Origin of the sequence: Microbacterium sp. Nx66 (assembly GCF_904066215.1) — a bacterium.
Lineage (GTDB): Bacteria > Actinomycetota > Actinomycetes > Actinomycetales > Microbacteriaceae > Microbacterium > Microbacterium meiriae.
In genome coordinates this window covers 846,766-866,450 of record NZ_LR880474.1, presented here as the reverse complement: position 1 = coordinate 866,450, position 19,685 = coordinate 846,766, and the positions used below count along the sequence as shown (strand labels likewise).

Sequence of the window (19,685 nt, the reverse complement as noted above, 5' to 3'; positions counted from 1 at the left end):
CGCTCGGGCACCGGCGCTAACGACGCGCAGCGCCCGGCCGACAGTCCCCTCCGACAGCCCAGGACGGGCCGTCGGTTCCCCGCTTCCGGGCGGGGCGAGCTTTTCCAGGATGGAGCCCATGATCGTCCTCACGCGCCTGAACCGTTCCCGGTTCGCGGTGAACCCCGACCTGATCGAACGTGTCCAGGCCACGCCGGACACGACGATCACGATGGTCGACGGCGCGACCTTCGTCGTCACGGAGACGATGGACGACGTGATCGCCCGCATCACCCGGTTCCGCGCCGGTGTCCTCGCGACCGCCGCCGCGCTGGTCGCGGCCGGCACCGAGGACCCCCTGCCCGGCGCTGACGTGACGGGAGGGGACGCCTGATGGATCCGTCTCTCATCCTCGGGCTCGTCCTCGCGTTCGGCGCCCTGATCGCCATGATCAACCTGGAGGGAGCGACGGTCGGGTCGCTCCTGCTCCCGGCTCCCATGGTGCTCGTCTTCGGCGCCACGATCGCGGTCGGGCTCGCCAGCGGCACGCTGCGCGACGCCCTGCACGCCGTGAAGTCCCTCCCCCGCGCCTTCCGCGGCGAGCGGCGCACCGCGCAGAGCACGATCGACACCGTGGTCGGCTACGCGGAGAAGGCCCGCTCCGAGGGCCTGCTCGCGCTGGAGCAGGGTCTGGACGAGGAGAAGGACCCGTTCCTGCGGCAGGCCCTGCAGAGCATCGCCGACGGCACGGACGCGGAGGACCTGCGGGTGCTCCTCGAGGACGAGCTCACGTCCACCGCCGCCCGGAACCGCACCGCCTCGCGCTTCTACATGACCCTCGGCGGGTTCGCTCCCACGGTGGGCATCATCGGCACGGTGGTCAGCCTCACCCACGTGCTGGAGAAGCTCGACAAGCCGGACACGCTCGGCCCGATGATCGCCGCGGCCTTCGTCGCCACGCTGTGGGGCCTGCTGTCGGCGAACTTCATCTGGCTGCCGATCGGCGGCCGGCTGCAGCGCCTCGGCGAGCTGGAGCTCGAACGCATGACGGTGCTGATGGAGGGCATGCTCGCCGTGCAGGCCGGCGCCGCCCCCGCCCACGTCCGCGAACGTCTGAGCGCGCTCGTCTCCGACCGCTCCCCCGGCCGCTCCCGCCGCCGCGAGCAGCCCGCGGAGACGGAGGCGCACGAGGACCTCTTCTCATGAGCGTGCGCACCCGACGCCGTGTCCAGGAGTCCGAGCACAGCGGACCGGACGAGCGCTGGATGGCGTCCTACCTCGACATGGTGACGGTGCTCATGTGCATGTTCATCGTGCTGTTCGCGATGTCGACGGTCGACCAGGAGAAGTTCGAGGCCCTCAGCGCCTCGCTCGCGACGGGTTTCGGCCAGGAGCCCTCGGACGACGTCGACGTGACCAGCGGCGTGGTCGTGCCTCCGGAGCTCATCGACGACGAGGGCCAGGACTTCGCCGACACGGGCCTGGAGGCCGCGGAGCGCGAGTTCGACGAGCTGTCCGCCCTGCGCGAGCGGCTGCGTCAGGTCCTCGCGGAGCGGGGACTGGAGACCGACGTCACCTTCACGATCGATGAGCGCGGGCTGACCATCGGACTGGTGAGCGCGGAGACCTTCTTCACCACCAACAGCACGGATCTCAGTCCGGCCGCGACGCAGGTGCTGGACGCCCTGGGTTCGGTCCTCGTCTCCGCGCCGAACGAGATCTCGGTGGAGGGGCACGCCGACGCCCGCGGCTCGGTCGCACCCTTCCCGACCAACTGGGAGCTCTCGGCGGGACGCTCCACCCAGGTGCTGCGCTATCTCGTGGAGGCAGCCGGCCTGCCCCCCGCACATCTCAAATCCGTGGGCTTCGGCGACACCCGTCCGGTGGCCGCCGGGAGCACCCCCGAGCAGCTCGCCGAGAACCGCCGCGTGGACATCGTCATCCTCTCCGACGCCAGCGAGGAGGTGCGAGCGCTGATCCCTGCCGCGGGTGCTGCGCAGACCTCCCCCTGACCTGCCCCTAACGCACGCCGATCACCGCCCGATAGTCGGGTTCGTGGTGATGGATGACGGCGTGCGCTCGCGAGTGCGCGCGGAAACGGCGACCGCCGACGTCGAGGTCTACGACTTCGGCCGGGCGGCGACGCTGTCGCGCGAGCACGCCCGCACCCTGGAGCTCGCCTTCGAGACGTTCGCCCGGCAATGGTCGGCCCAGCTCTCGGGCAAGATCCACGTGCGCGCGACCATCGCCGTCGAGCACGTGGGCATGCTCACGTACGGCGAATACGCGCAGTCGCTGCCCACGACCACGACCATGATCGTGTGCGCGCTGCCGGATTCCGACGAGCGCCTGATCGTGCAGGTGCCGATCCCGACCGCGACCTCCTGGATCGTGCAGATGGTCGGCGGCCGGGTCACCGCCACCGCCGAGGACCGCACGTTCACCCCGATCGAGCAGGCGCTGATCCGGTCGTTGATCGGCGACGCGATCGATCACCTCACCGGCAGCCTCGACGGGCTGCTGCCCACCGGGGTCGCCGTCGCCGGCATCCAGTACAGCTCCCAGTTCGCGCAGGTCGCCGCCGCCGGGGAGCCGGTGATCGTGGCGCGTCTGTCGATGCGCCACGGCGGCCGGACCGTCCCCGCCAGCATCATGCTCCCCGCCTCGGTGCTCGCCGGCTTCGCGGTGCGCGCCTCCGACGCCGACCGCTCCGAGACCCCCGGTCTCGTGCGCCGCCAGGTGGAATCGACTCCGGTCGAGATCGCGCTCCGGCTGGCACCGCGGACCGTGCTGCCCCGTGAGGTGCTCGACCTCGCCGTCGGGGATCTGCTGCCCCTGCCGCATGCCGCCGACCGTCCGATGCTCCTCACCGTCGGCGATCAGACCGTCGCGACGGCGGCCGTCGGCAGTGCCGGTGCCCGCCTCGCCTGCGTCGTGACCGCCACCGTCCCCGAAACCGCCCCCGCTCAGGAGTCCGCGTGATCAGCACCACCGCCTACGAGTCCGCCGTCGCCGCCGCGTTCGCGGCGCGACTGCCCACCGCCGCACCGGTCACCGCCCGCGCCTCCCAGGCGTCCGGGGATACCGGGGAGGCCGTCGTGGCGCAGTTCGTCGGAGAGGCGAGCGCGCAGCTCGCCGTGCAGCTCCTCGACGCCGACGTGCTGGTCGACGGCCTCGGGGACCGTCCGCTCACGGACCGGCTCCTGGATGCGCTCGAGGCCGCCGCGACCGCCCTCGGCCCTGGGCTGCTGGGCGAGGCGGCGGTCGGCGACGCCTCGGCCGTCTTCGCCGACCCGCAGACCCAGCTCTTCGACCTCGTGGACCACACCGAGCGGACCATCGGCCGACTCGCGGTGCGGATCACGCATCGCCCGGCGCGTCCGACGGGAGCCGACGGCCGCCTGCACCGCATCGCGGGCGTCGAGATGGAGCTCACGGTGGAGATCGGCCGCACCCGCATGGCGGTCCGCGACGTGCTCGACCTCGAGCCGGGTCGCATCGTGGAGCTCGACCGCTCCGCGGGAGCCCCGGCGGACGTCAAGCTCAACGGACGCACGATCGCACACGGCGAGGTCGTCGTCGTGGATCAGGACTACGCGGTGCGGATCACCCGCATCCTCGAGAACGTCGAGGCCTGACCCTGGACGACCTCCTGCTCGCGCTGCGGGTCGGGCTGTCGCTCGCCGCAGTGCTCGGGCTGCTCTGGTTCCTGCAGCGCCGGGTGTCGAAGACCCAGGCGCGGCGCCGTGACGCGGAGGCGATCACGGTGCTCGGACGCCAGGGCATCGGCCCGAAGGCGCAGCTCGTGGTCGTGCAGACCGACGACGCGCGCTACGTGCTCGGGGTCACCGAGCACGGCGTGAGCGTGGTCGACCGTCTCCCCGTCCGACCCGAGCTCCGGGACACCTCGGAGACGACATCCGCGTCCGAGCGCGATCCGGTGAGCGACGACGCCGAGTTCGACCGCATCCTCGCCGCGGCCGCCCTCACCGGTAACCCGGCAGCGGGCACCGCCGCACCGGAGCTCCGTCGCCGCGTACGGCACCGCAACGACCCGCTCCGCGGTTCCATCCTCTCCCCCGATACCTGGCGGCAGACCGCCGAGGCCCTCCGGCGCGCCCGATGAGCGCGAGCCGTGCCGTCGATCGCGCTCGCGCCTCGCGGCTCCTCGTCGTCGTCGCGGGCGCGATCCTCCTGGCCCTGGTCCTCGTCGTCGTCACCGGCGGCGCCGCGCACGCCGAGATCACCCCGGACGACGGGGAGGGCGTGACGATCGACATCAACGGGATCGACGGCGGGCCGTCCGGATCGATCCTCACCCTCCTGGGGATCACGCTGCTGTCGGTGGCCCCCGCGCTGCTGCTGATGATGACGTCGTTCACGAAGATCTTCGTGGTGCTCGCCATGACCAGGAACGCGCTGTCCCTCCCCACCATCCCGCCGAACCAGGTGCTGGCCGGGCTGTCGCTCTTCCTGTCGCTGTTCATCATGTGGCCGGTCCTGACCGAGATCAACACGCTGGCCGTCCAGCCGTACATCGACGGCGCGCTCACGTTCACGCAGGCCGTCGACGTCGGGCAGGGCCCGCTGCGGGAGTGGATGCTGCACTACACCCGCGAGGAGGACCTCGCGCTGATGACCCGTATGGCCGCGCAGGACAACCCGGAGGACCCCGCGAGCGTGCCGATGTACACGCTCATCCCCGCGTTCATGATCTCGGAGCTCCGGGCCGCGTTCATCATCGGCTTCGTGATCTTTGTGCCGTTCCTCGTGATCGACCTCGTGGTGGCCGCGGCGCTGATGTCGATGGGCATGATGATGCTCCCGCCGGTCATGATCTCGCTGCCGTTCAAGATCCTGCTGTTCATCCTCGTCGACGGCTGGGGGCTCATCATCAAAGCCCTCCTGGAGAGCTACGGAGGTGTGGGATGAGCCCCGAGGCCGTCCTCGACATCGGCGCCCAGGGGCTGCTGATCGCGGCCAAGCTCGCCGCACCGATGCTGATCACGGCGCTCGTGGTGGGCTTCGCGATCTCGCTGCTGCAGTCCATCACCCAGGTGCAGGAGGTGACGCTGTCGTTCGTGCCGAAGATCGTCGCCGTCGGCATCGCCCTGCTCATCGCCGGGAACTGGATGATCGCCGAGATCATCGCCTTCACGAACGAGATGTTCGCCCGCATCCCGTCTCTGCTGAGCGGATGAGCCCGTGTTCATCCCGATCGACTTCGCGTGGCTGGAGGCCACGCTGCTCGCCGCCGTGCGGATCACGGCGTTCATCATGATCGCCCCGCCGTTCTCGTATCGGGCGATCCCGGTGCGGGTGAAGGCGATGCTCTCGATCGGACTGTCCCTCGCGGTGGGTGCCGCGGTCGCCCCGGGCTACGAGAGCCTCGACACGGGGCCGTTCCTCGGCGCACTCGTGATCCAGCTCCTCACCGGTGCCCTGCTGGGCTTCCTCGTGCTGCTCTGCTTCTCCGCGGTGCAGGCCGCGGGCAGCCTGATCGACGTGTTCGGCGGGTTCCAGCTCGCCCAGGCCTTCGACCCGGCGGCGATGGTCAACGGCGCGCAGTTCACCCGGCTGTTCCACCTGACGGCGCTCACGCTGCTCTTCGCCTCCGGCGGCTATCAGCTCATCCTCGCCGGGCTCGCCCGCAGCTTCGACGCCGTTCCGGTCGACGGCATCTTCCGTGTGGCGGGACCGACCGAGCTGCTCGTCGACGGGGTGTCCCAGATGGTGCTGGCGGCCGTACAGATCGCCGGCCCTCTGGTGCTGGTGCTCTTCCTCGCCGATGTCGGGCTCGGGCTCATCACGCGCGTGGCGCCGGCACTCAACGCCTTCGCGATGGGCTTCCCGGTCAAGATCCTGCTGACGCTCCTGCTCGCCGGTGCCGTGTACGTCGCGTTCCCCGGCATCGTCGACGCCCTCGCCACCCAGGCCTTCCGCATGATGCAGGGGGTGACGCCGTGAGCGGGTCGGACAGCGGCGAGCGCAGCGAGAAGGCCACCGAGAAGCACCTCCGCGAGGCCAGGCAGAAGGGCCGGATCGCCCGGAGCCAGGACCTGACGGCGTGGCTCGGCATCGGCGCCGCCGCCGTCATGATGCCCGCCGCCATCGCCGCGGGGACAGGCGCCGGCACCGAGCAGCTCATCTCCCTCACCTCGCTCATGCAGGCGCCCTCACCCGACGCCGCCCTCGCGGCCCTCGGGCGGGCCCTCGCCTCGGTGCTGCCGACCCTGGGGGCGCTGCTCGCCGCGGTCGCGATCGTGACGCTGTTCGGTGCGGTGGTGCAGGGCGGCGTGCATCTGCGGAAGCTGTCCGGGCGTTACGAGCAGTTCAACCTCGTCTCCGGGGTCCGGCGGGTGTTCGGCCTGCAGGCCCTCTGGGAGGGGGCGAAGGCCCTGCTGAAGACGGCCGCCATCGCCCTCGCCCTGTGGGTCGTCATCGCCGGCCTCATGCCCGTGCTCACCGCGAGCGGCGCCCACTCCATCTCCCGGCTGCTCGGCACCGCGGCGGACGGGACCGCCGCGCTGCTGCAGACCGCGATCGCGGTGGGCCTGGTGCTCGCGGCCATCGACCTGTTCGTGGTGATGCGTCGCAACCGCAAGCACACCCGCATGACCAAGCGCGAGGTGCGCGACGAGAACAAGAACTCCGAGGGCGATCCGCTCATCCGTCAGCAGCGCCGGTCGCGCCAGCTCGCGGTGAGCCGCAACCGCATGATCGCCGCGGTCGCCGGCTCCGACGTCGTGGTCGTCAACCCCACGCACATCGCCATCGCCTTGGAGTACGACCCCGGCACGTCCGCGCCGAAGGTCGTGGCGAAGGGCAGCGGGGTCATCGCCGAGCGCATCCGCGAGAAGGCGCTCGAGTCCGGCGTCCCCCTCGTCCGTGACGTCACCCTCGCCCGAGCCCTGCACGCCGCGTGCGAGCTGGGTCAGGAGATCCCCGAAGACCTCTACAACGCCGTGGCACGCGTGCTCGTGTTCGTCGACGCGCTCCGGCGCCGAGGCGCCGCCCGCGGCATCCACTCTCTCCCGTATCGGAGGACCGTATGAAGAAGCTGCTCATCACGCTCGGGGTGCCGATCGGCGTCGTCGGCATCATCATGCTGCTCGTCGTTCCGGTGCCGCCGTTCCTGCTCGACGTGCTGATCATCCTCAACATCATGTTCGCGCTGGTCATCCTGCTGACCTCGATGTTCGTGAAGAAGCCGCTCGACTTCTCGGTGTTCCCCTCGCTGCTGCTCGTGGCGACGCTGTTCCGGCTGGGGCTGAACGTCGCCTCCACCCGCCTCGTCCTCGGCGAGGCATATGCGGGACAGGTGATCGAGGCGTTCGGGGCGATCGCGGTGGGCGGCTCGCTCATCATCGGCGCCGTGGTCTTCCTCATCCTCGTCGTCATCCAGTTCGTCGTGGTGACCAAGGGTGCAGAGCGCGTGGCCGAGGTGGGCGCCCGGTTCACGCTCGACGCGATGCCGGGCAAGCAGATGGCCATCGACGCCGATCTCAACGCCGGCCTCATCAGCGACACCGAGGCCCGCGAACGCCGGGCGGAGGTGGCGGCCGAGTCCGACTTCTACGGGGCGATGGACGGCGCCTCGAAGTTCGTCAAGGGCGACGCGATCGCCGGACTCGTCATCATCATCATCAACCTCGTCGGCGGCATCGCGATCGGCCTCGTGCAGCACGGCATGTCGATCGACCAGGCGGTGAGCACCTACAGCCTGCTCACGATCGGCGACGGCCTCGTCACGCAGATCCCCGCCCTGCTCATGGCCGTCTCGACCGGCATGATCGTCACCCGCTCGACCGCCGAGGCCGAGATGGGATCGGCCGCGTCCACGCAGCTCGGCCAGTCGCGCAACGCCCTCATCATCGCGGGATGCGCGGCCATCGTCATGTCTCTCATCCCGCACATGCCGATGCTCCCCTTCCTGGTGATCGGCGCCCTGCTGCTCCTCATCGCGCAGCGCATCACCGCGACCCGCAAGCGCGAGGAGGCGGAGGCCGCACAGGCCCCGGCTCCCGCGCCGGTGGACCAGCCCGAGGAGCTCATCGAGCGCATGCGGGTGCATCCTCTGGAGATCCTGCTCGCCCCCGACATCGTCGACCTGGTCACCGGCGGACCCGACGACCTCCTCGCCCGGGTGAAGGCGCTGCGGCGCCGCATCGCACTCGACCTCGGTCTGGTCACCCCGCCCGTGCGCACGAGGGACAGCATCGAACTCCCCCAGGCGACGTACGTCATCCGCATCGCCGGTGTCGAGACCGGACGCGGCACCGCGCCCACCGGGTCGGTCCTGGCCCTCGGGCAGGGGCTGGACAGCCTGCCGGGGACCGCCGCTCTGGACCCGGTGTTCGGTCTCGAGGGCAAGTGGATCCCGATGGAGATGCGTCACAGCGCGGAGTTCGCCGGGGCGACGGTGATCGACAGGGCGAGTGTCATCATCACCCATCTGTCGAGCGTGATCCAGACGCACGCCGCCCGGCTGCTCACCCGGGAGGACGTCCGCCAGCTCACCGACGCCCTGAAGCAGGTCTCCCCGTCGGCGGTCGAGGAGCTCACGCCCGCCCTGCTCTCGCTCGCGGAGGTGCAGCGGGTGCTGCAGGGCCTGCTCGCCGAGCGCGTGCCCATCAACGACCTCAGCCGCATCTACGAGGCGCTCGCGCTCCGTGCCAAGGTCTCCACCGACCCGGAAGGGCTGATCGAGGCGGCCCGTGCCGCGCTGGGCCCTGCCATCGCCTCCCGCTTCGCCGAGGACGGCACGCTCCGGGTTGTGATGATCGCCCCGCTGCTGGAGCAGGCGATGCTGGAGAGCCTCCGTCCCGGCGACGAGGGCTCTCAGATCGTCTTCGATCCACCGCGGATGGAAGCGGTGATCGCGTCGGTGAAGCAGGCCGTGGCCGCGCAGACGGACGGCGGAGAGCCGGTGCTCGTGTGCGCACCATCGCTGCGCCCCGCCGTGCGGCGGCTGGTGTCGGCGCAGACCGACGGCCTCCCCGTGCTCTCCTACAGCGAGGCGACCGCGGCCGCCCTCACGATCGAGACGATCGGGGTGGTCCGGGACTCGTCCACCGCGTCGCTCGGGGCCGCCCCCGCCGCACCAGTAGGCTGAACGAATGCTGGTGTTGACGAGGCGGATCGGTGAGAGCGTACGCATCGACGGCGAGATCGAGGTCACGCTGCTCGACATCAAGGGCGACAGCGTGCGCATCGGCGTCAAGGCCCCGCGGGAGACCCGCATCCAGCGCACCGAGATCATCGAGGCCGTCGTCGCCGAGAACGTCTCCGCCGCCGCCGACACCGACGCGAGCGCCGCGGACGCCATCACCGCGGCACTCGCGCGCGGGCGCGAGAAGCAGACCCCCTAGGCCCGCTCGCCCCGCGGGGCGGTGGCGGAGCGCTCCGCCGCGTTCCGCACGGCATGCAGGGTCGCGGTCAGCACGGAGCGGTCGCGCCCGGCCGCCCAGCCCGAGCGCACGCCGTCGCGATACTCGATCAGGGTGAGCGCTTCGCTCCCAGCCCCCGATCCGATGCTCGTCTGGTGCAGACTCAGGACTTCGACGGGCAGGCCGATCCCTGCGAGCGCCGTGCCCAGCGCCTCCACCGGACCGACGCCGTCATGGCGGGTCCGTGTCTCGACGCCGTCGGCGTGGAGCGTGATCGTCGTGCACCCTCCCGCGACCTCGGCCTCCGCTCGCAGCGTCGTCGGGCTCGTGCTCGCGAGGTAGGCGGCATCGAAGATGGCCCATACCTCCGCGGCCGAGACCTCGCGTCCCGTCTGCTCGGTGCGCTGCTGGACGTGACGAGCGAGGTCGATCTGCAGGCGCCGCGGCAGCTCGATCCCGTAGGCGTCCTCCAGCAGGTAGGCGATGCCGCCCTTCCCGGACTGCGAGTTGACGCGGATCACGGCGTCGTAGCTGCGGCCGATGTCCGCCGGGTCGATGGGAAGATACGGCACGCGCCATTCGATGTCCCGTTCCGCGCGGCCTTCCCTCGCAGCACGGGCGCGATGTTCCGCGAACCCCTTCCGGATGGCGTCCTGATGGGTGCCGGAGAAGGCGGTGTGCACGAGGTCGCCCGCATACGGATGCCGCGCATGGATGTCGATCCCGTTGCAGTGCGCGACCGTCCGGCGGATCTCGTCGATATCGGAGAAGTCGATCATCGGGTCGACGCCCTGCGCGTGCAGGTTGAGGGCGAGGGTCACGAGGTCGACGTTGCCGGTGCGCTCCCCGTTACCGAAGAGGCACCCCTCGACCCGCTGCGCGCCGGCGAGGACGGCGAGTTCTGCACAGGCGACGCCAGTGCCGCGGTCGTTATGGGGATGCACGGACAGGATGACCCCCTCACGACGCCCGAGATTGCGGTGCATGTACTCGATCTGGTCCGCGTAGACGTTCGGGGTCGCGACCTCGACGGTCGCCGGCAGGTTCAGGATCACGGGACGCTCGGGGCTCGCGTCCCACAGAGTCGTCATCGCGTCGCACACCTCGAGGACGAAGTCCGGCTCGGTGAGGGTGAACACCTCCGGGGAGAACTCGAAGCGGACGTTGTCGAGGTCTCCCGCGAACCGCAGCACGTCCTCCCCTCCGGCGAGGATCAGCGCGGTGAGCCCCTCACGGTCCTGTCCGAGGACGACGTCCCGCCACGTGGGCGCGGTAGCGGTGTACATGTGGATGACGACGGGATTGCGGATGCCGCGCACGGACTCCACGGTCCGTTCGATGAGTTCGCGTCGCGCCGGCGTGAACACCACGATCGTCACGTCGGCGGGAGCGAGGTCGGTCTCGGCGAGGAGCCGGACGAAGTCGTAGTCCGTCCGGGAGGCCGAGGGGTAGCCGACTTCGATCTCCTTGTAGCCCATGGCGACCATGAGCTCGAAGAACCGTCGCTTGCGGGACGGGTCCATCGGCTCGGCCAGCGCCTGGTTCCCGTCGCGGAGATCCACCGGGACCCAGAGCGGTGCCTGCGTCAGTCGCGCGCTCGGCCAGGTCGGGGTCTCCAGCGGAACGGCGACGCGGGAGTACACGTCTCGATAGCGGTTCGAGGGCATCTGCGAGGGCCGCTGCCGATTCCAGTGCGGAGCGTCGTCGGGCAGGACACCGGAGGGAGTCGAGAGGGTCGGGAAAGCGCGGGACGGGGTCATGGTCTGGTTCCTGTTCGGATCGCGGGGAGGGCGACCGACGCGTGCTGCGGCTCCACGACGAGGAGCCGGTCTGATCAGGCCCCGCCGTGGCGGCGAAGGAGGAGGAACCGGAGCGTGCGCATACGGGCACTCTACCACAACTCCTCAGACAAGCAGAGAAGTGCGTCGGATGCGAGAATGGGCCCATGACGACCGTGCGCCGCGAATCCCTCGCCGAACAGGCCGCCGAGCTCCTTCTCGCACGCATCGGAGCCGGCGAGTGGCAGGTCGGCGGCAAGCTGCCGGGCGAGACGACGCTCGCTCCGCAGCTCGGGGTCGGAAGGTCGACGGCCAGGGAGGCGATCCGGATCCTCGCGGGGCGAGGCGTGCTCGCCACACGCCAGGGCGCCGGGGTCTTCGTCACGGCCACGGAACCCGCCGCGAGTTGGGATGCCGTCCTCGATCGCGCCGACATCATCGCCGTCCTCGAGGCCCGCACCGCGATCGAGGTCGAAGCCGCGGCTCTCGCCGCCGAGCGCCGGACCTCCGCAGACCTGGACGAGCTGACGCGCACGCTCGCGGAACGTGACCGTCGTCGCACGGACGTCCGCGCGCACGTCGAGGCGGACATGGCCTTCCACCGCGCCGTCGTCGTCGCGTCCGGCAATCCCGTGCTGCGGGAGCTGTTCGACGGCTTCGCCCCCCGCTCGCTGCAGGCGATGATCGACATGCTGCGCATCCGCGGCCATCACGGCGACGATGCTGACCAGGAGGCGCACGCGCGAATCGGCGACGCTATCGTCGCGCGCGACCCGAGAGCAGCCGCCGCCCTGACGCGCGAGCACCTCGACACGACGAAGAGGCTGTTCGGCTGACGCCGGAGGGCCTGGTCACACGGCGGCCAGGTCTGTCTCCTGCGCCCGCTTCCACTGATCCCCACCGGCATCGCGCGCCCGGCACGCCGCCGATGCCGCCGCCGCGACGAGAGCGTCGTAGTCGTACCCGGCGACGGATGCCGTCGCCCAGCCGATGCTCGCGGAGGAACGGATGCCGGTCGCCGGCGCGTCCAGGTCCATGATCGACACGGATCCCAGGATCGCCCGCAGATGGAAGCGCACCGCCTCGTCGCTGCCGTGGATGAGGACGATCGCGCGGTCGTCGGCGACCCGTTCCGCATCGGCGGTCGCCGGAAGCGCGTCGCAGATGTCCGTGTGGAACCGGTCCGCGATGCGTCGGAACCCGGCGCTGCTCGACGCCTCGCGGAGGTCGGCGGGATCGTCCAGGCGGACGTCGAGGACCGACCACGCGGGGTCCTTCTGCGCTGCCGCCTTGCGCAGACGATCCCTGGCACGGTTCGCGGCGCCGTCGGTCCCCGGCGGCGCGCTCTCCACCCGGACGAGGAGCACGAGCGTGAACGCCGCGCAGGTGCTCATGACGATCGTCCCCAGGGCGTTCACTCCGCGGAGCGCGCTGAGCTGCTCCTCGGTGCTCACGCCGCCGGAGACGAGGGCGGATCCCGCGCTGACGACGGCGACCACCACGAAGCCGCACGCGGCGAGCGCGAGCGGCAGGACGATGTCCCGCGTCGCCGCCTGCCCGCGCGTCAGCTCCCAGGCGAGCAGCCCGGCGAAGACCGCCATCGCCAGGAAGACGACGTGGAACACCGGCAGATACCAGCGCGTGCCCGCCGTCAGGATCAGGGCTGCGGGCACCCCGACGAGCGCGACGATGACCGGAAGCCAGGGTGCCGTGCGCTCGAAATGCATCCGCACGCCGATCCACACCAGCGGCACGAAGCAGACGACGATGGCGGACGCGGCCGCCCGCAGCACGGGGCTGCCGGTGTGGTGCCCGGCCAGCCACAGGTAGGCGCCGAGCATCCCGATACCGAAGGCGACCCCCCAGACGATGGTCGCCCTGCTCGGTCGGGCGAGAGTCGCGAGACCGACGACGACCGCGGTGAGCACGGTCACCACCGCCACCATGCTCGTGGTGACATCGACGCTCACGGGCACGAGCGGTGTCATACGGGGTCCTCTTTCGTTCGTCGGGGGAAACGGACGGTGACGGTGGTGCCGACGTCCACCTCGCTCGACACGAGGATGACGCCGCCGTGCGCGACCACGATGTCCCGCGCGATGCCCATGCCGAGCCCGGTACCGGGGATGCCGCCGCGCACGGCACTGTCGGCGCGGAAGTACGGCTCGAACAGCCGCGGCAGCTCGTCCTCGGAGATGCCGATCCCCGTGTCCGCCACCGTGACCTCCGCATGGCCGTCGGACTCCACCAGCCGTACCGTGATGCGACCGCCTCCCTCCGTGTACTTGGCGGCGTTGCCCAGGAGGTTGTCCACCACCTGACGCAACCGGAACGCGTCTCCCGTGATCACCACCCGCTCCGCCCCATCGAGCACGAGTTCCTGGCGGGCGGCGCCCATCAGGGGCGCGAACGATGCGGCGGACTCCTCCACGACCACGCGCAGGTCCACCGGCTCGAAGGGGTCGTGCGAGATCCGCCCCGTCTGAGCCTGCATGCTCGTGACGAGATCCTGCAGCCGCTCCCCGGCGTCCGCGATGACCTCGATCTGCGCCGGCACCCGGCCGGGGAGGTCGTCGCGCTCCCGCAGGAGCTCGACATGGCCGATGATCGCCGTGAGCGGGTTGCGCAGTTCGTGGGAGATCACGGCGGTCAGCGCCCGACGCTCCTCGGCGGCCTCGAGGAGGGCGGTGACGTCATCGATGACGACGAGGGTGATGCTCTCCCCCTCCCGGGCACTTGCGATGGGCTGGGTGGTCACGGCCAGGGCATGCCACTGCCCTGCACCGTCGTACAGCCACACCCGCTCCTCCCGCATCTGCTCCCCCGCGGCGGCTCGTGCCAGCGTGGTGCGCTCCGGCGTCAGAGCCGTTCCGCGCCGCGCGTCGTACTCGACGGAGGCCGACGGGAGCGCTGTGCCGAAGCGGTCGCGGCCGTACAGGGCGCGGTAGGCGTCGTTCATCTGCAGGACGCGGCCCGCGGAGGTGACCACCACCAGCGCGACGCCCAGCGCGTCGATGACCTGCGTGACGCGCTCCTGGTTCGTCTCGGCCCGCTCCGCCGCCCTGTTCACCTGTTCGGAACGGCGCTGCAGGAGCCGCCGCGCCGCACCGGAGCGCTGGGCGCCGATACGGACGGTCACGCCGAGGAAGCTCAGGGTGATGACGACGGTGAGCACCCGGAGCAGTACGTCCTCCGGCGGCCCGGAGCGGTCCGCGAAGAACACGAGGCAGCCGCCGCTGAGGACGATGCCGACGAACACCCAGGGCATCGAGAAGTAGGTCGCCAACCAGACCACCGGGAACACCCAGAGGAAACCGAGCCGGAGATCCGGCACGTTCGTCGTCAGTCCCACCCCGAGCACGTCCAGCAGCGGGAGGACGGTCACCGCCGTGCGCGGCAGGCGCCGCCAGGGCACCATGAGCGCCACCAGGGTGGTGACCACGATGAGGCCGATCCCCCCGATGAACAGCGGGATCGCGAGGGTCTGCGGCTTGAAGCCCGCGACCATCACCACGATGGCGACGATGCTCGCGGTGAACACCAGCTGCCACCGCCAGATCGAGACCGTGCGGATCATCAAGGCCCGCCTCCCGGTCGATCCTCAGCATTCACGCAAGATTACTCAAAGATCGTCACTTCGCGCTCTTCAGGTGGCCTTCCCGTCCTACGATTCTGAGTGGGAGCCGACGCTGCGACTGGGGATTTCGCAGAAGCTGGGGCCGCGCGAGTGGGGATTCGCAGGCATCCGGGGCCGCGGTGGGGGAGCCGCGGCCTCGACCCCTCTCCTCAGACGGGCCGGTCGTCGGAGGTCAGACGGTAGCCGACGCCGCGCACCGTCTCGATGTAGCGCGGGGCGTTCGGGTTGTCACCGAGCTTCCGGCGCAGATTGGCCATGTGCGTCTCGATGGCCCGCTTGTCCGGCTCGCTCACCCGGTCGAAGGCGTCTCCGGAGAGGCCGCGCAGCCCGCGTGCGAGGTCGGCCTTGCTGCAGACTCTGCGGCCGGCCTCGAGGAGCGCGGCGAGCAGATCGAACTCGGTGGGGGTGAGTTCGACGGGGCGCTGGGAGACGAGCACGAGACGCGTGTCGAGGTCGAGGCTGAGGTCGCGGTGCACGAGCCCTCGCCACGTGGCGACGGTGGCGTCGGCGGCGGCGATGACCGGCAGGGACGCGCTCGACGCCGCGGAGGCCGTCGAGACGGTGACCCGGGGCGGCGGGGCGCTCGCGGCCGCGGGCGTCCCCTTGTCCGCCGCGGACAGGCGGGTACGGCGGAGGAGCGCCTCGATCCGCGCCCGCAGCTCGCGCGGCCGGAAGGGCTTGACGAGGTACTCGTCGGCACCGGAGGTGAGGCCCAGCACCACGTCCGACTCCTCGGCGAGGGCGGACAGCATGATGATGAAGGTGTCGCTGACCCGTCGGATGCGTCGCGCGACCTCGAACCCGTCGATGCCGGGGAGGTTGATGTCGAGGGTGGTGATGATCGGGTGGTGCGCCGCCACTGCCGCGAGACCGTCCGGACCGGAACCCGCCAGCACGGTGCGGAAGCCCGCGGCGAGGAACACCTCGTCCAGGAGCGACCGCACACCGGGGTCGTCTTCGATGATGACCGCGACCAGCGGCGTCTCCCCCGTCACGCGCGCTCCTCGCGGGCGATCGTGACGAAGCGCGGCGCGTCGGCGTCCAGCTCCGAGGGGTCGAGGTCGTCCTCGTCGTCGCCGGCTCCGACGGGGCGTTCGATCTCGACGTCCCACCAGGCGTCGGCGAGCTCCTCCGCCATGCCGCGGCCCCACTCCACGACCACGACCGACCGCTCCAGATCGAGGTCGAGGTCGTCGAGTTCGGCGGCGGAGCCGAGGCGGTACGCGTCCACATGCACGAGCGGCGCTCGGCCGACCAGGGACGGGTGGGTGCGGGCGATCACGAAGGTCGGGCTCTGCACGGGTCCCCGCACACCGAGTCCCTCGGCCAGACCCCGGGTGAACGTGGTCTTGCCCGCCCCCAGGGGTCCGGTGAGGATGAGCAGGTCGCCCGGTTCGAGCTGCTCGCCGATGCGCAGCCCGAGCTGCTCCATCTCGTCGGAGGTGGCGATCTGCCGGCGTCCGAGGAACGCCGGGTCCAGGCTCACGTCGTCCTCCGCGGCACCCGGTGACCGATGCGGGTGACGATCTCGTAGCCGATGGTGCCGGCGGCCTCCGCCCAGTCCGCGGCCGAGGGCACGCCGAGGGTCGGGTCCCCGAAGAGAGTGACCTCGTCGCCGACCGCGACCGGGGCGTCGCCGACGTCCACGACGAACTGATCCATCGCGATCCGTCCCACGTTCGTGTAGCGCCGCCCTCCGATGGACACGGGCAGTCGCCCCGAGGCGCTGCGGGGGACGCCGTCGGCATACCCCAGCGGCACGAGCGCCAGGGTGGTCTCCCGGTCCGTGCGGTGCACGTAGTCGTAGGAGACCCCGGTGCCGGCGGGAACGCGCCGCACGGCGGCGACCGCCCCACGAAGGGTCATGGCCGGACGCAGGCCCAGTTCCGCCGAGGAGCGGTCGTCGAAGGGCGAGAGGCCGTAGGTGCCGATGCCGATGCGGACGGCGTCCAGTCGCGTCTCGGGAAGGTCGATGGCGGCGGCCGTGGCGGCGATGTGGCGGATCTCGGGTCGCACGCCGAGAGCGGCGGCCTGCGCCACCCCTTCCTCGAATCGGGCGAGCGCGGCACGGTCGTCGGCGGGCGAGGCGTTGGAGAGGTGGCTGAAGAGTCCCACGACCCTGACCCGTCCGATGCGCTCCAGGCGAGCGGCCTCCGCGAGCACCGTCCCCCAGTCGTCGGGGGCGATGCCGTTGCGCGACAACCCGGTCTCGAGCTTCAGGTGCACGGCGACCGGGCCGTCTCCGGATGCGGCGGCGGCCGCCGCCTGCAGCTGGTCGTATGACGAGATGCCGAGCTCGATCCCCTCGGCGGCCGCCTGGACGAAGCGCTCCCCCGGAGCGTGCAGCCAGGCCACGATCGGGGCGTGCACGCCCTGACGCCGCAGCTCCAGTGCCTCCGGGATCTCGGCCACGCCGAGGCGGGTGGCGCCGGCGGAGAGAGCCGCCACGGCGGCCGCGGCGGCACCGTGGCCGTACGCGTTCGCCTTCACAACGACGAGCACCTCCACGCCGGTCAGGCGACGGAAGTGCCGCACGTTGTCGGCGATCGCATCCAGGTCGATCGTCGCCTCGCGGAACGGGACGGTCACAGCGGGGCTCCTTCGGCGACGACGAACGCGGCAGCCAGACCGGCGTCGTGGGTGAGGGTGAGGTGCAGCGTGAGGATGCCGCGCTCCTCGACCACCGCAGCGGTGGATCCGGACAGGACGAAATGCGGCCGCCCTGAGGGCTCGGAGGCGATCTCGATCTCGGTCCAGTGCACGCCGTCGGAGCCGCCGAGGGCCTTGATCAGCGCTTCCTTCGCGGCGTACCGCGCGGCCAAGGACGGCAGGCGGAGCTCCCGTTCGGACGGGGCGAACAGCCGCTCCCGCAGCCGCGGGGTCCTGGTCATCGTGCGCTCGAACCGCGGGATGTCCACGAGGTCGATGCCGGTGCCGATGATCACGCGTTCAGCCTACTCGGGCTTCCCCACCCACCCCGTTACGAACGCCCCACCCCTCTGCGTGCGCACGCAGAGGGGTGGGGCGAACAGAACAGGGTGGGTCGGCGGTCACTCCACCGTGACGGACTTCGCGAGGTTGCGCGGCTGGTCCACGTCGAGGCCCTTCGCGGTCGCCAGCGCCATCGCGAAGATCTGCAGCGGGACGACGGCCAGCAGCGGCTCGAACATGGGGCCGGCGAGCGGGATGTGGATGACCTCGTCGGCGAAGGGCAGCACGGCGGCGTCGCCCTCCTCCGCCACCACGATCACGCGGGCACCGCGGGCGCGAATCTCCTGGATGTTGGAGACGACCTTGGAGTGCACGAGTGCCGAGTGCCGCGGCGACGGCACGAGCACGAACACGGGCTGGCCCGGCTCGATCAGCGCGATCGGACCGTGCTTGAGCTCGCCGGCGGCGAAGCCCTCCGCATGGATGTAGGAGATCTCCTTGAGCTTGAGCGCCCCCTCGAGCGCGATCGGGTAGCCCACGTGGCGACCGAGGAAGAGCACCGAACGGGTGTCGGCCATCCAGCCCGCGAGCTGGGTCACGTGCTCGTGCTCGCTCTCCAGCACCTTCGCGACCTTCTCCGGCAGCGCGGCGAGCTCCTCGACATCGGTCGAGGCGTCGGCCACGACGCCGCGGACTCGTCCCATGTGCAGGCCGAGCAGGAGCAGCGCCGTGATCTGGGCGGAGAACGCCTTGGTCGAGGCGACGGCGACCTCCGGGCCGGCGTGCGTGTAGACGACGGCGTCGGACTCGCGCGGGATCGTCGCCCCCTGCGTGTTGCAGACGGACAGCGTGCGGGCACCGCGCTCCCGGGCGTACTTCACGGCCATCAGGGTGTCCATGGTCTCGCCGGACTGGCTGATCGAGACGACGAGGGTGTCCGCGCCGATGACGGGGTCGCGGTACCGGAACTCGTGGGCGAGCTCGACGTCGACCGCCACGCGCGCCCACTGCTCGATCGCGTACTTGCCGACGAGGGCCGCGTAGGACGCGGTGCCGCACGCGGTGATGATGACGCGGTTGATGCCGACGAACAGGTCGTCGAGACCGTCCAGCTCCGGGATGACGACCTGACCGTCGCGGATGCGGCCGCGGATCGTGTTCGCGACGGCTTCCGGCTGCTCCGCGACCTCCTTGGCCATGAAGCTCGACCATCCGCCCTTCTCGGCGGCGGCGGCGTCCCACGAGACGTCGAACGGCTCGGCGGCGACGGGCGTGCCGGCGAAGTCGGTCACGGTCACCGCGTCGGGGGTGATCGAGACGATCTGGTCCTGACCGATCGCGAGGGCCTTGCGGGTGTGCTCCACGAAGGCGGCGACGTCGGAGCCGAGGAAGTTCTCCCCCTCGCCCAGGCCGATCACGAGCGGCGAGTTGCGGCGAGCGCCGACGACGAGACCCGGGTGGTCCTGGTGCATCGCGAGGAGCGTGAAGGCGCCCTCGAGGCGGTTGACGACGGCGCGGAACGCGAGCGCCAGGTCGCCCCCGTTGCCGGCATACTCGCGGCCGAGCAGAGCTGCGGCCACCTCGGTGTCGGTCTCGCTGCGGAAGGCGACGCCGTCGGCGAGGAGTTCGTCGCGCAGCGCGGCGAAGTTCTCGATGATGCCGTTGTGGATCACCGCGAGCTTGTCGTCGTCGGCGAGGTGCGGGTGCGCGTTGACGTCGGTCGGGCCGCCGTGCGTGGCCCACCGGGTGTGACCGATGCCGGTCGTGCCGTCGGCGAGGGGTGCATCGCCGAGCGAGTCGCGAAGCATGGCGAGCTTGCCCGCCTTCTTGCGCATGCCCAGCGTTCCCTCGCCGTCGATCACGGCGATGCCCGCGGAGTCATAGCCGCGGTACTCGAGCCGGGCGAGGCCGGCGAGAAGGATGTCCTGGCTGGGCCGCGGGCCCACGTATCCGACGATTCCACACATGGGG

The 19,685-nt window shown here is 71.1% G+C and carries 21 protein-coding genes; 13 read left to right on the top strand and 8 right to left on the bottom strand.

What is annotated here, in order from left to right:
• Positions 1-118 precede the first annotated feature (118 nt).
• Genes MICNX66_RS04100 through csrA form a run of 12 tightly spaced genes read left to right on the top strand, consistent with a single transcriptional unit; the run spans position 119 to position 9,350 of the window.
• Positions 119-373, top strand: coding sequence for a flagellar FlbD family protein (locus MICNX66_RS04100; protein ID WP_187663401.1), 255 nt, complete (start codon positions 119-121; stop codon positions 371-373).
• Positions 373-1,185, top strand: coding sequence for a motility protein A (locus tag MICNX66_RS04095; RefSeq protein WP_071327503.1), 813 nt, complete (start codon positions 373-375; stop codon positions 1,183-1,185). Before MICNX66_RS04100 ends, MICNX66_RS04095 begins: the two co-directional genes overlap by 1 nt.
• Positions 1,182-1,991 carry an OmpA/MotB family protein gene (locus MICNX66_RS04090; RefSeq protein WP_187663400.1) on the top strand — a complete coding sequence of 270 codons (810 nt, stop codon included), beginning with the start codon at positions 1,182-1,184 and terminating at the stop codon, positions 1,989-1,991. The genes MICNX66_RS04095 and MICNX66_RS04090 overlap by 4 nt, the downstream gene beginning before the upstream one ends.
• 49 nt (positions 1,992-2,040) lie before the next feature.
• Positions 2,041-2,961 (top strand): flagellar motor switch protein FliM, encoded by a 921-nt coding sequence (locus tag MICNX66_RS04085; protein WP_232089266.1) that lies wholly within the window; start codon positions 2,041-2,043, stop codon positions 2,959-2,961.
• Positions 2,958-3,617: a flagellar motor switch protein FliN gene (gene fliN, locus MICNX66_RS04080; protein WP_187663398.1), complete on the top strand. Its 660-nt coding sequence runs from the start codon at positions 2,958-2,960 to the stop codon at positions 3,615-3,617. Before MICNX66_RS04085 ends, fliN begins: the two co-directional genes overlap by 4 nt.
• 50 nt (positions 3,618-3,667) lie before the next feature.
• Positions 3,668-4,105 carry a FliO/MopB family protein gene (locus tag MICNX66_RS04075; RefSeq protein ID WP_232089187.1) on the top strand — a complete coding sequence of 146 codons (438 nt, stop codon included), beginning with the start codon at positions 3,668-3,670 and terminating at the stop codon, positions 4,103-4,105.
• The gene (gene fliP / locus MICNX66_RS04070) at positions 4,102-4,911 is read left to right on the top strand and encodes a flagellar type III secretion system pore protein FliP (RefSeq protein ID WP_187663397.1); all 810 of its coding nucleotides are present in this window, start codon (positions 4,102-4,104) and stop codon (positions 4,909-4,911) included. The genes MICNX66_RS04075 and fliP overlap by 4 nt, the downstream gene beginning before the upstream one ends.
• Positions 4,908-5,180: a flagellar biosynthesis protein FliQ gene (fliQ, locus tag MICNX66_RS04065; RefSeq protein WP_025104366.1), complete on the top strand. Its 273-nt coding sequence runs from the start codon at positions 4,908-4,910 to the stop codon at positions 5,178-5,180. Before fliP ends, fliQ begins: the two co-directional genes overlap by 4 nt.
• Before the next feature lie 4 nt (positions 5,181-5,184).
• Positions 5,185-5,946, top strand: coding sequence for a flagellar biosynthetic protein FliR (locus MICNX66_RS04060; RefSeq protein WP_187663396.1), 762 nt, complete (start codon positions 5,185-5,187; stop codon positions 5,944-5,946).
• The gene (locus tag MICNX66_RS04055; RefSeq protein ID WP_187663395.1) at positions 5,943-7,034 is read left to right on the top strand and encodes an EscU/YscU/HrcU family type III secretion system export apparatus switch protein; all 1,092 of its coding nucleotides are present in this window, start codon (positions 5,943-5,945) and stop codon (positions 7,032-7,034) included. Before MICNX66_RS04060 ends, MICNX66_RS04055 begins: the two co-directional genes overlap by 4 nt.
• Positions 7,031-9,094, top strand: coding sequence for a flagellar biosynthesis protein FlhA (locus MICNX66_RS04050; RefSeq protein ID WP_187663394.1), 2,064 nt, complete (start codon positions 7,031-7,033; stop codon positions 9,092-9,094). The genes MICNX66_RS04055 and MICNX66_RS04050 overlap by 4 nt, the downstream gene beginning before the upstream one ends.
• A gap of 4 nt (positions 9,095-9,098) precedes the next feature.
• On the top strand, positions 9,099-9,350 hold the full coding sequence (gene csrA / locus MICNX66_RS16975) for a carbon storage regulator CsrA (RefSeq protein WP_025104370.1): 252 nt from the start codon (positions 9,099-9,101) through the stop codon (positions 9,348-9,350).
• Here csrA and MICNX66_RS04040 read toward each other — a convergent pair.
• Positions 9,347-11,035 carry a 2-isopropylmalate synthase gene (locus MICNX66_RS04040; protein WP_232089265.1) on the bottom strand — a complete coding sequence of 563 codons (1,689 nt, stop codon included), beginning with the start codon at positions 11,033-11,035 and terminating at the stop codon, positions 9,347-9,349. The genes csrA and MICNX66_RS04040 overlap by 4 nt on opposite strands.
• 278 nt (positions 11,036-11,313) lie before the next feature.
• Between MICNX66_RS04040 and MICNX66_RS04035 the strand changes: the two genes are divergently transcribed.
• Complete coding sequence (locus tag MICNX66_RS04035) at positions 11,314-11,982, top strand: FadR/GntR family transcriptional regulator (protein WP_187663392.1); 669 nt, start codon at positions 11,314-11,316, stop codon at positions 11,980-11,982.
• Positions 11,983-11,997: 15 nt separating this feature from the next.
• Here MICNX66_RS04035 and MICNX66_RS04030 read toward each other — a convergent pair whose 3' ends face one another.
• The 7 genes from MICNX66_RS04030 to glmS all read right to left on the bottom strand — a co-directional run bounded on the left by MICNX66_RS04030 (position 11,998) and on the right by glmS (position 19,681).
• A complete protein-coding gene (locus tag MICNX66_RS04030; RefSeq protein WP_187663391.1) occupies positions 11,998-13,134 on the bottom strand; it encodes a hypothetical protein in 1,137 nt (378 codons plus the stop codon).
• The gene (locus MICNX66_RS04025; protein WP_187663390.1) at positions 13,131-14,723 is read right to left on the bottom strand and encodes a sensor histidine kinase; all 1,593 of its coding nucleotides are present in this window, start codon (positions 14,721-14,723) and stop codon (positions 13,131-13,133) included. The genes MICNX66_RS04030 and MICNX66_RS04025 overlap by 4 nt, the downstream gene beginning before the upstream one ends.
• A 209-nt stretch (positions 14,724-14,932) precedes the next feature.
• A complete protein-coding gene (locus MICNX66_RS04020; RefSeq protein ID WP_187663389.1) occupies positions 14,933-15,778 on the bottom strand; it encodes a response regulator transcription factor in 846 nt (281 codons plus the stop codon).
• A complete protein-coding gene (gene tsaE / locus MICNX66_RS04015) occupies positions 15,775-16,269 on the bottom strand; it encodes a tRNA (adenosine(37)-N6)-threonylcarbamoyltransferase complex ATPase subunit type 1 TsaE (protein WP_232089186.1) in 495 nt (164 codons plus the stop codon). The genes MICNX66_RS04020 and tsaE overlap by 4 nt, the downstream gene beginning before the upstream one ends.
• Complete coding sequence (gene alr / locus MICNX66_RS04010) at positions 16,266-17,372, bottom strand: alanine racemase (protein WP_187663388.1); 1,107 nt, start codon at positions 17,370-17,372, stop codon at positions 16,266-16,268. The genes tsaE and alr overlap by 4 nt, the downstream gene beginning before the upstream one ends.
• The gene (locus MICNX66_RS04005) at positions 17,369-17,728 is read right to left on the bottom strand and encodes a holo-ACP synthase (protein WP_187663387.1); all 360 of its coding nucleotides are present in this window, start codon (positions 17,726-17,728) and stop codon (positions 17,369-17,371) included. Before MICNX66_RS04005 ends, alr begins: the two co-directional genes overlap by 4 nt.
• Before the next feature lie 105 nt (positions 17,729-17,833).
• Positions 17,834-19,681 (bottom strand): glutamine--fructose-6-phosphate transaminase (isomerizing), encoded by a 1,848-nt coding sequence (glmS, locus tag MICNX66_RS04000; protein WP_187663386.1) that lies wholly within the window; start codon positions 19,679-19,681, stop codon positions 17,834-17,836.
• Positions 19,682-19,685: the final 4 nt, after the last annotated feature.

Coding starts and splice junctions, on each gene's coding strand:
- MICNX66_RS04030 (WP_187663391.1), bottom strand. CDS start 13,134: ATGACACCGCTCGTGCCCGTGAGCGTCGATGTCACCACGAGCATGGTG.
- fliP (WP_187663397.1), top strand. CDS start 4,102: ATGAGCGCGAGCCGTGCCGTCGATCGCGCTCGCGCCTCGCGGCTCCTC.
- MICNX66_RS04050 (WP_187663394.1), top strand. CDS start 7,031: ATGAAGAAGCTGCTCATCACGCTCGGGGTGCCGATCGGCGTCGTCGGC.
- csrA (WP_025104370.1), top strand. CDS start 9,099: ATGCTGGTGTTGACGAGGCGGATCGGTGAGAGCGTACGCATCGACGGC.
- MICNX66_RS04040 (WP_232089265.1), bottom strand. CDS start 11,035: ATGCCCTCGAACCGCTATCGAGACGTGTACTCCCGCGTCGCCGTTCCG.
- MICNX66_RS04035 (WP_187663392.1), top strand. CDS start 11,314: ATGACGACCGTGCGCCGCGAATCCCTCGCCGAACAGGCCGCCGAGCTC.
- MICNX66_RS04095 (WP_071327503.1), top strand. CDS start 373: ATGGATCCGTCTCTCATCCTCGGGCTCGTCCTCGCGTTCGGCGCCCTG.
- glmS (WP_187663386.1), bottom strand. CDS start 19,681: ATGTGTGGAATCGTCGGATACGTGGGCCCGCGGCCCAGCCAGGACATC.
- fliQ (WP_025104366.1), top strand. CDS start 4,908: ATGAGCCCCGAGGCCGTCCTCGACATCGGCGCCCAGGGGCTGCTGATC.
- MICNX66_RS04025 (WP_187663390.1), bottom strand. CDS start 14,723: ATGATCCGCACGGTCTCGATCTGGCGGTGGCAGCTGGTGTTCACCGCG.
- MICNX66_RS04085 (WP_232089266.1), top strand. CDS start 2,041: ATGGATGACGGCGTGCGCTCGCGAGTGCGCGCGGAAACGGCGACCGCC.
- MICNX66_RS04090 (WP_187663400.1), top strand. CDS start 1,182: ATGAGCGTGCGCACCCGACGCCGTGTCCAGGAGTCCGAGCACAGCGGA.
- MICNX66_RS04100 (WP_187663401.1), top strand. CDS start 119: ATGATCGTCCTCACGCGCCTGAACCGTTCCCGGTTCGCGGTGAACCCC.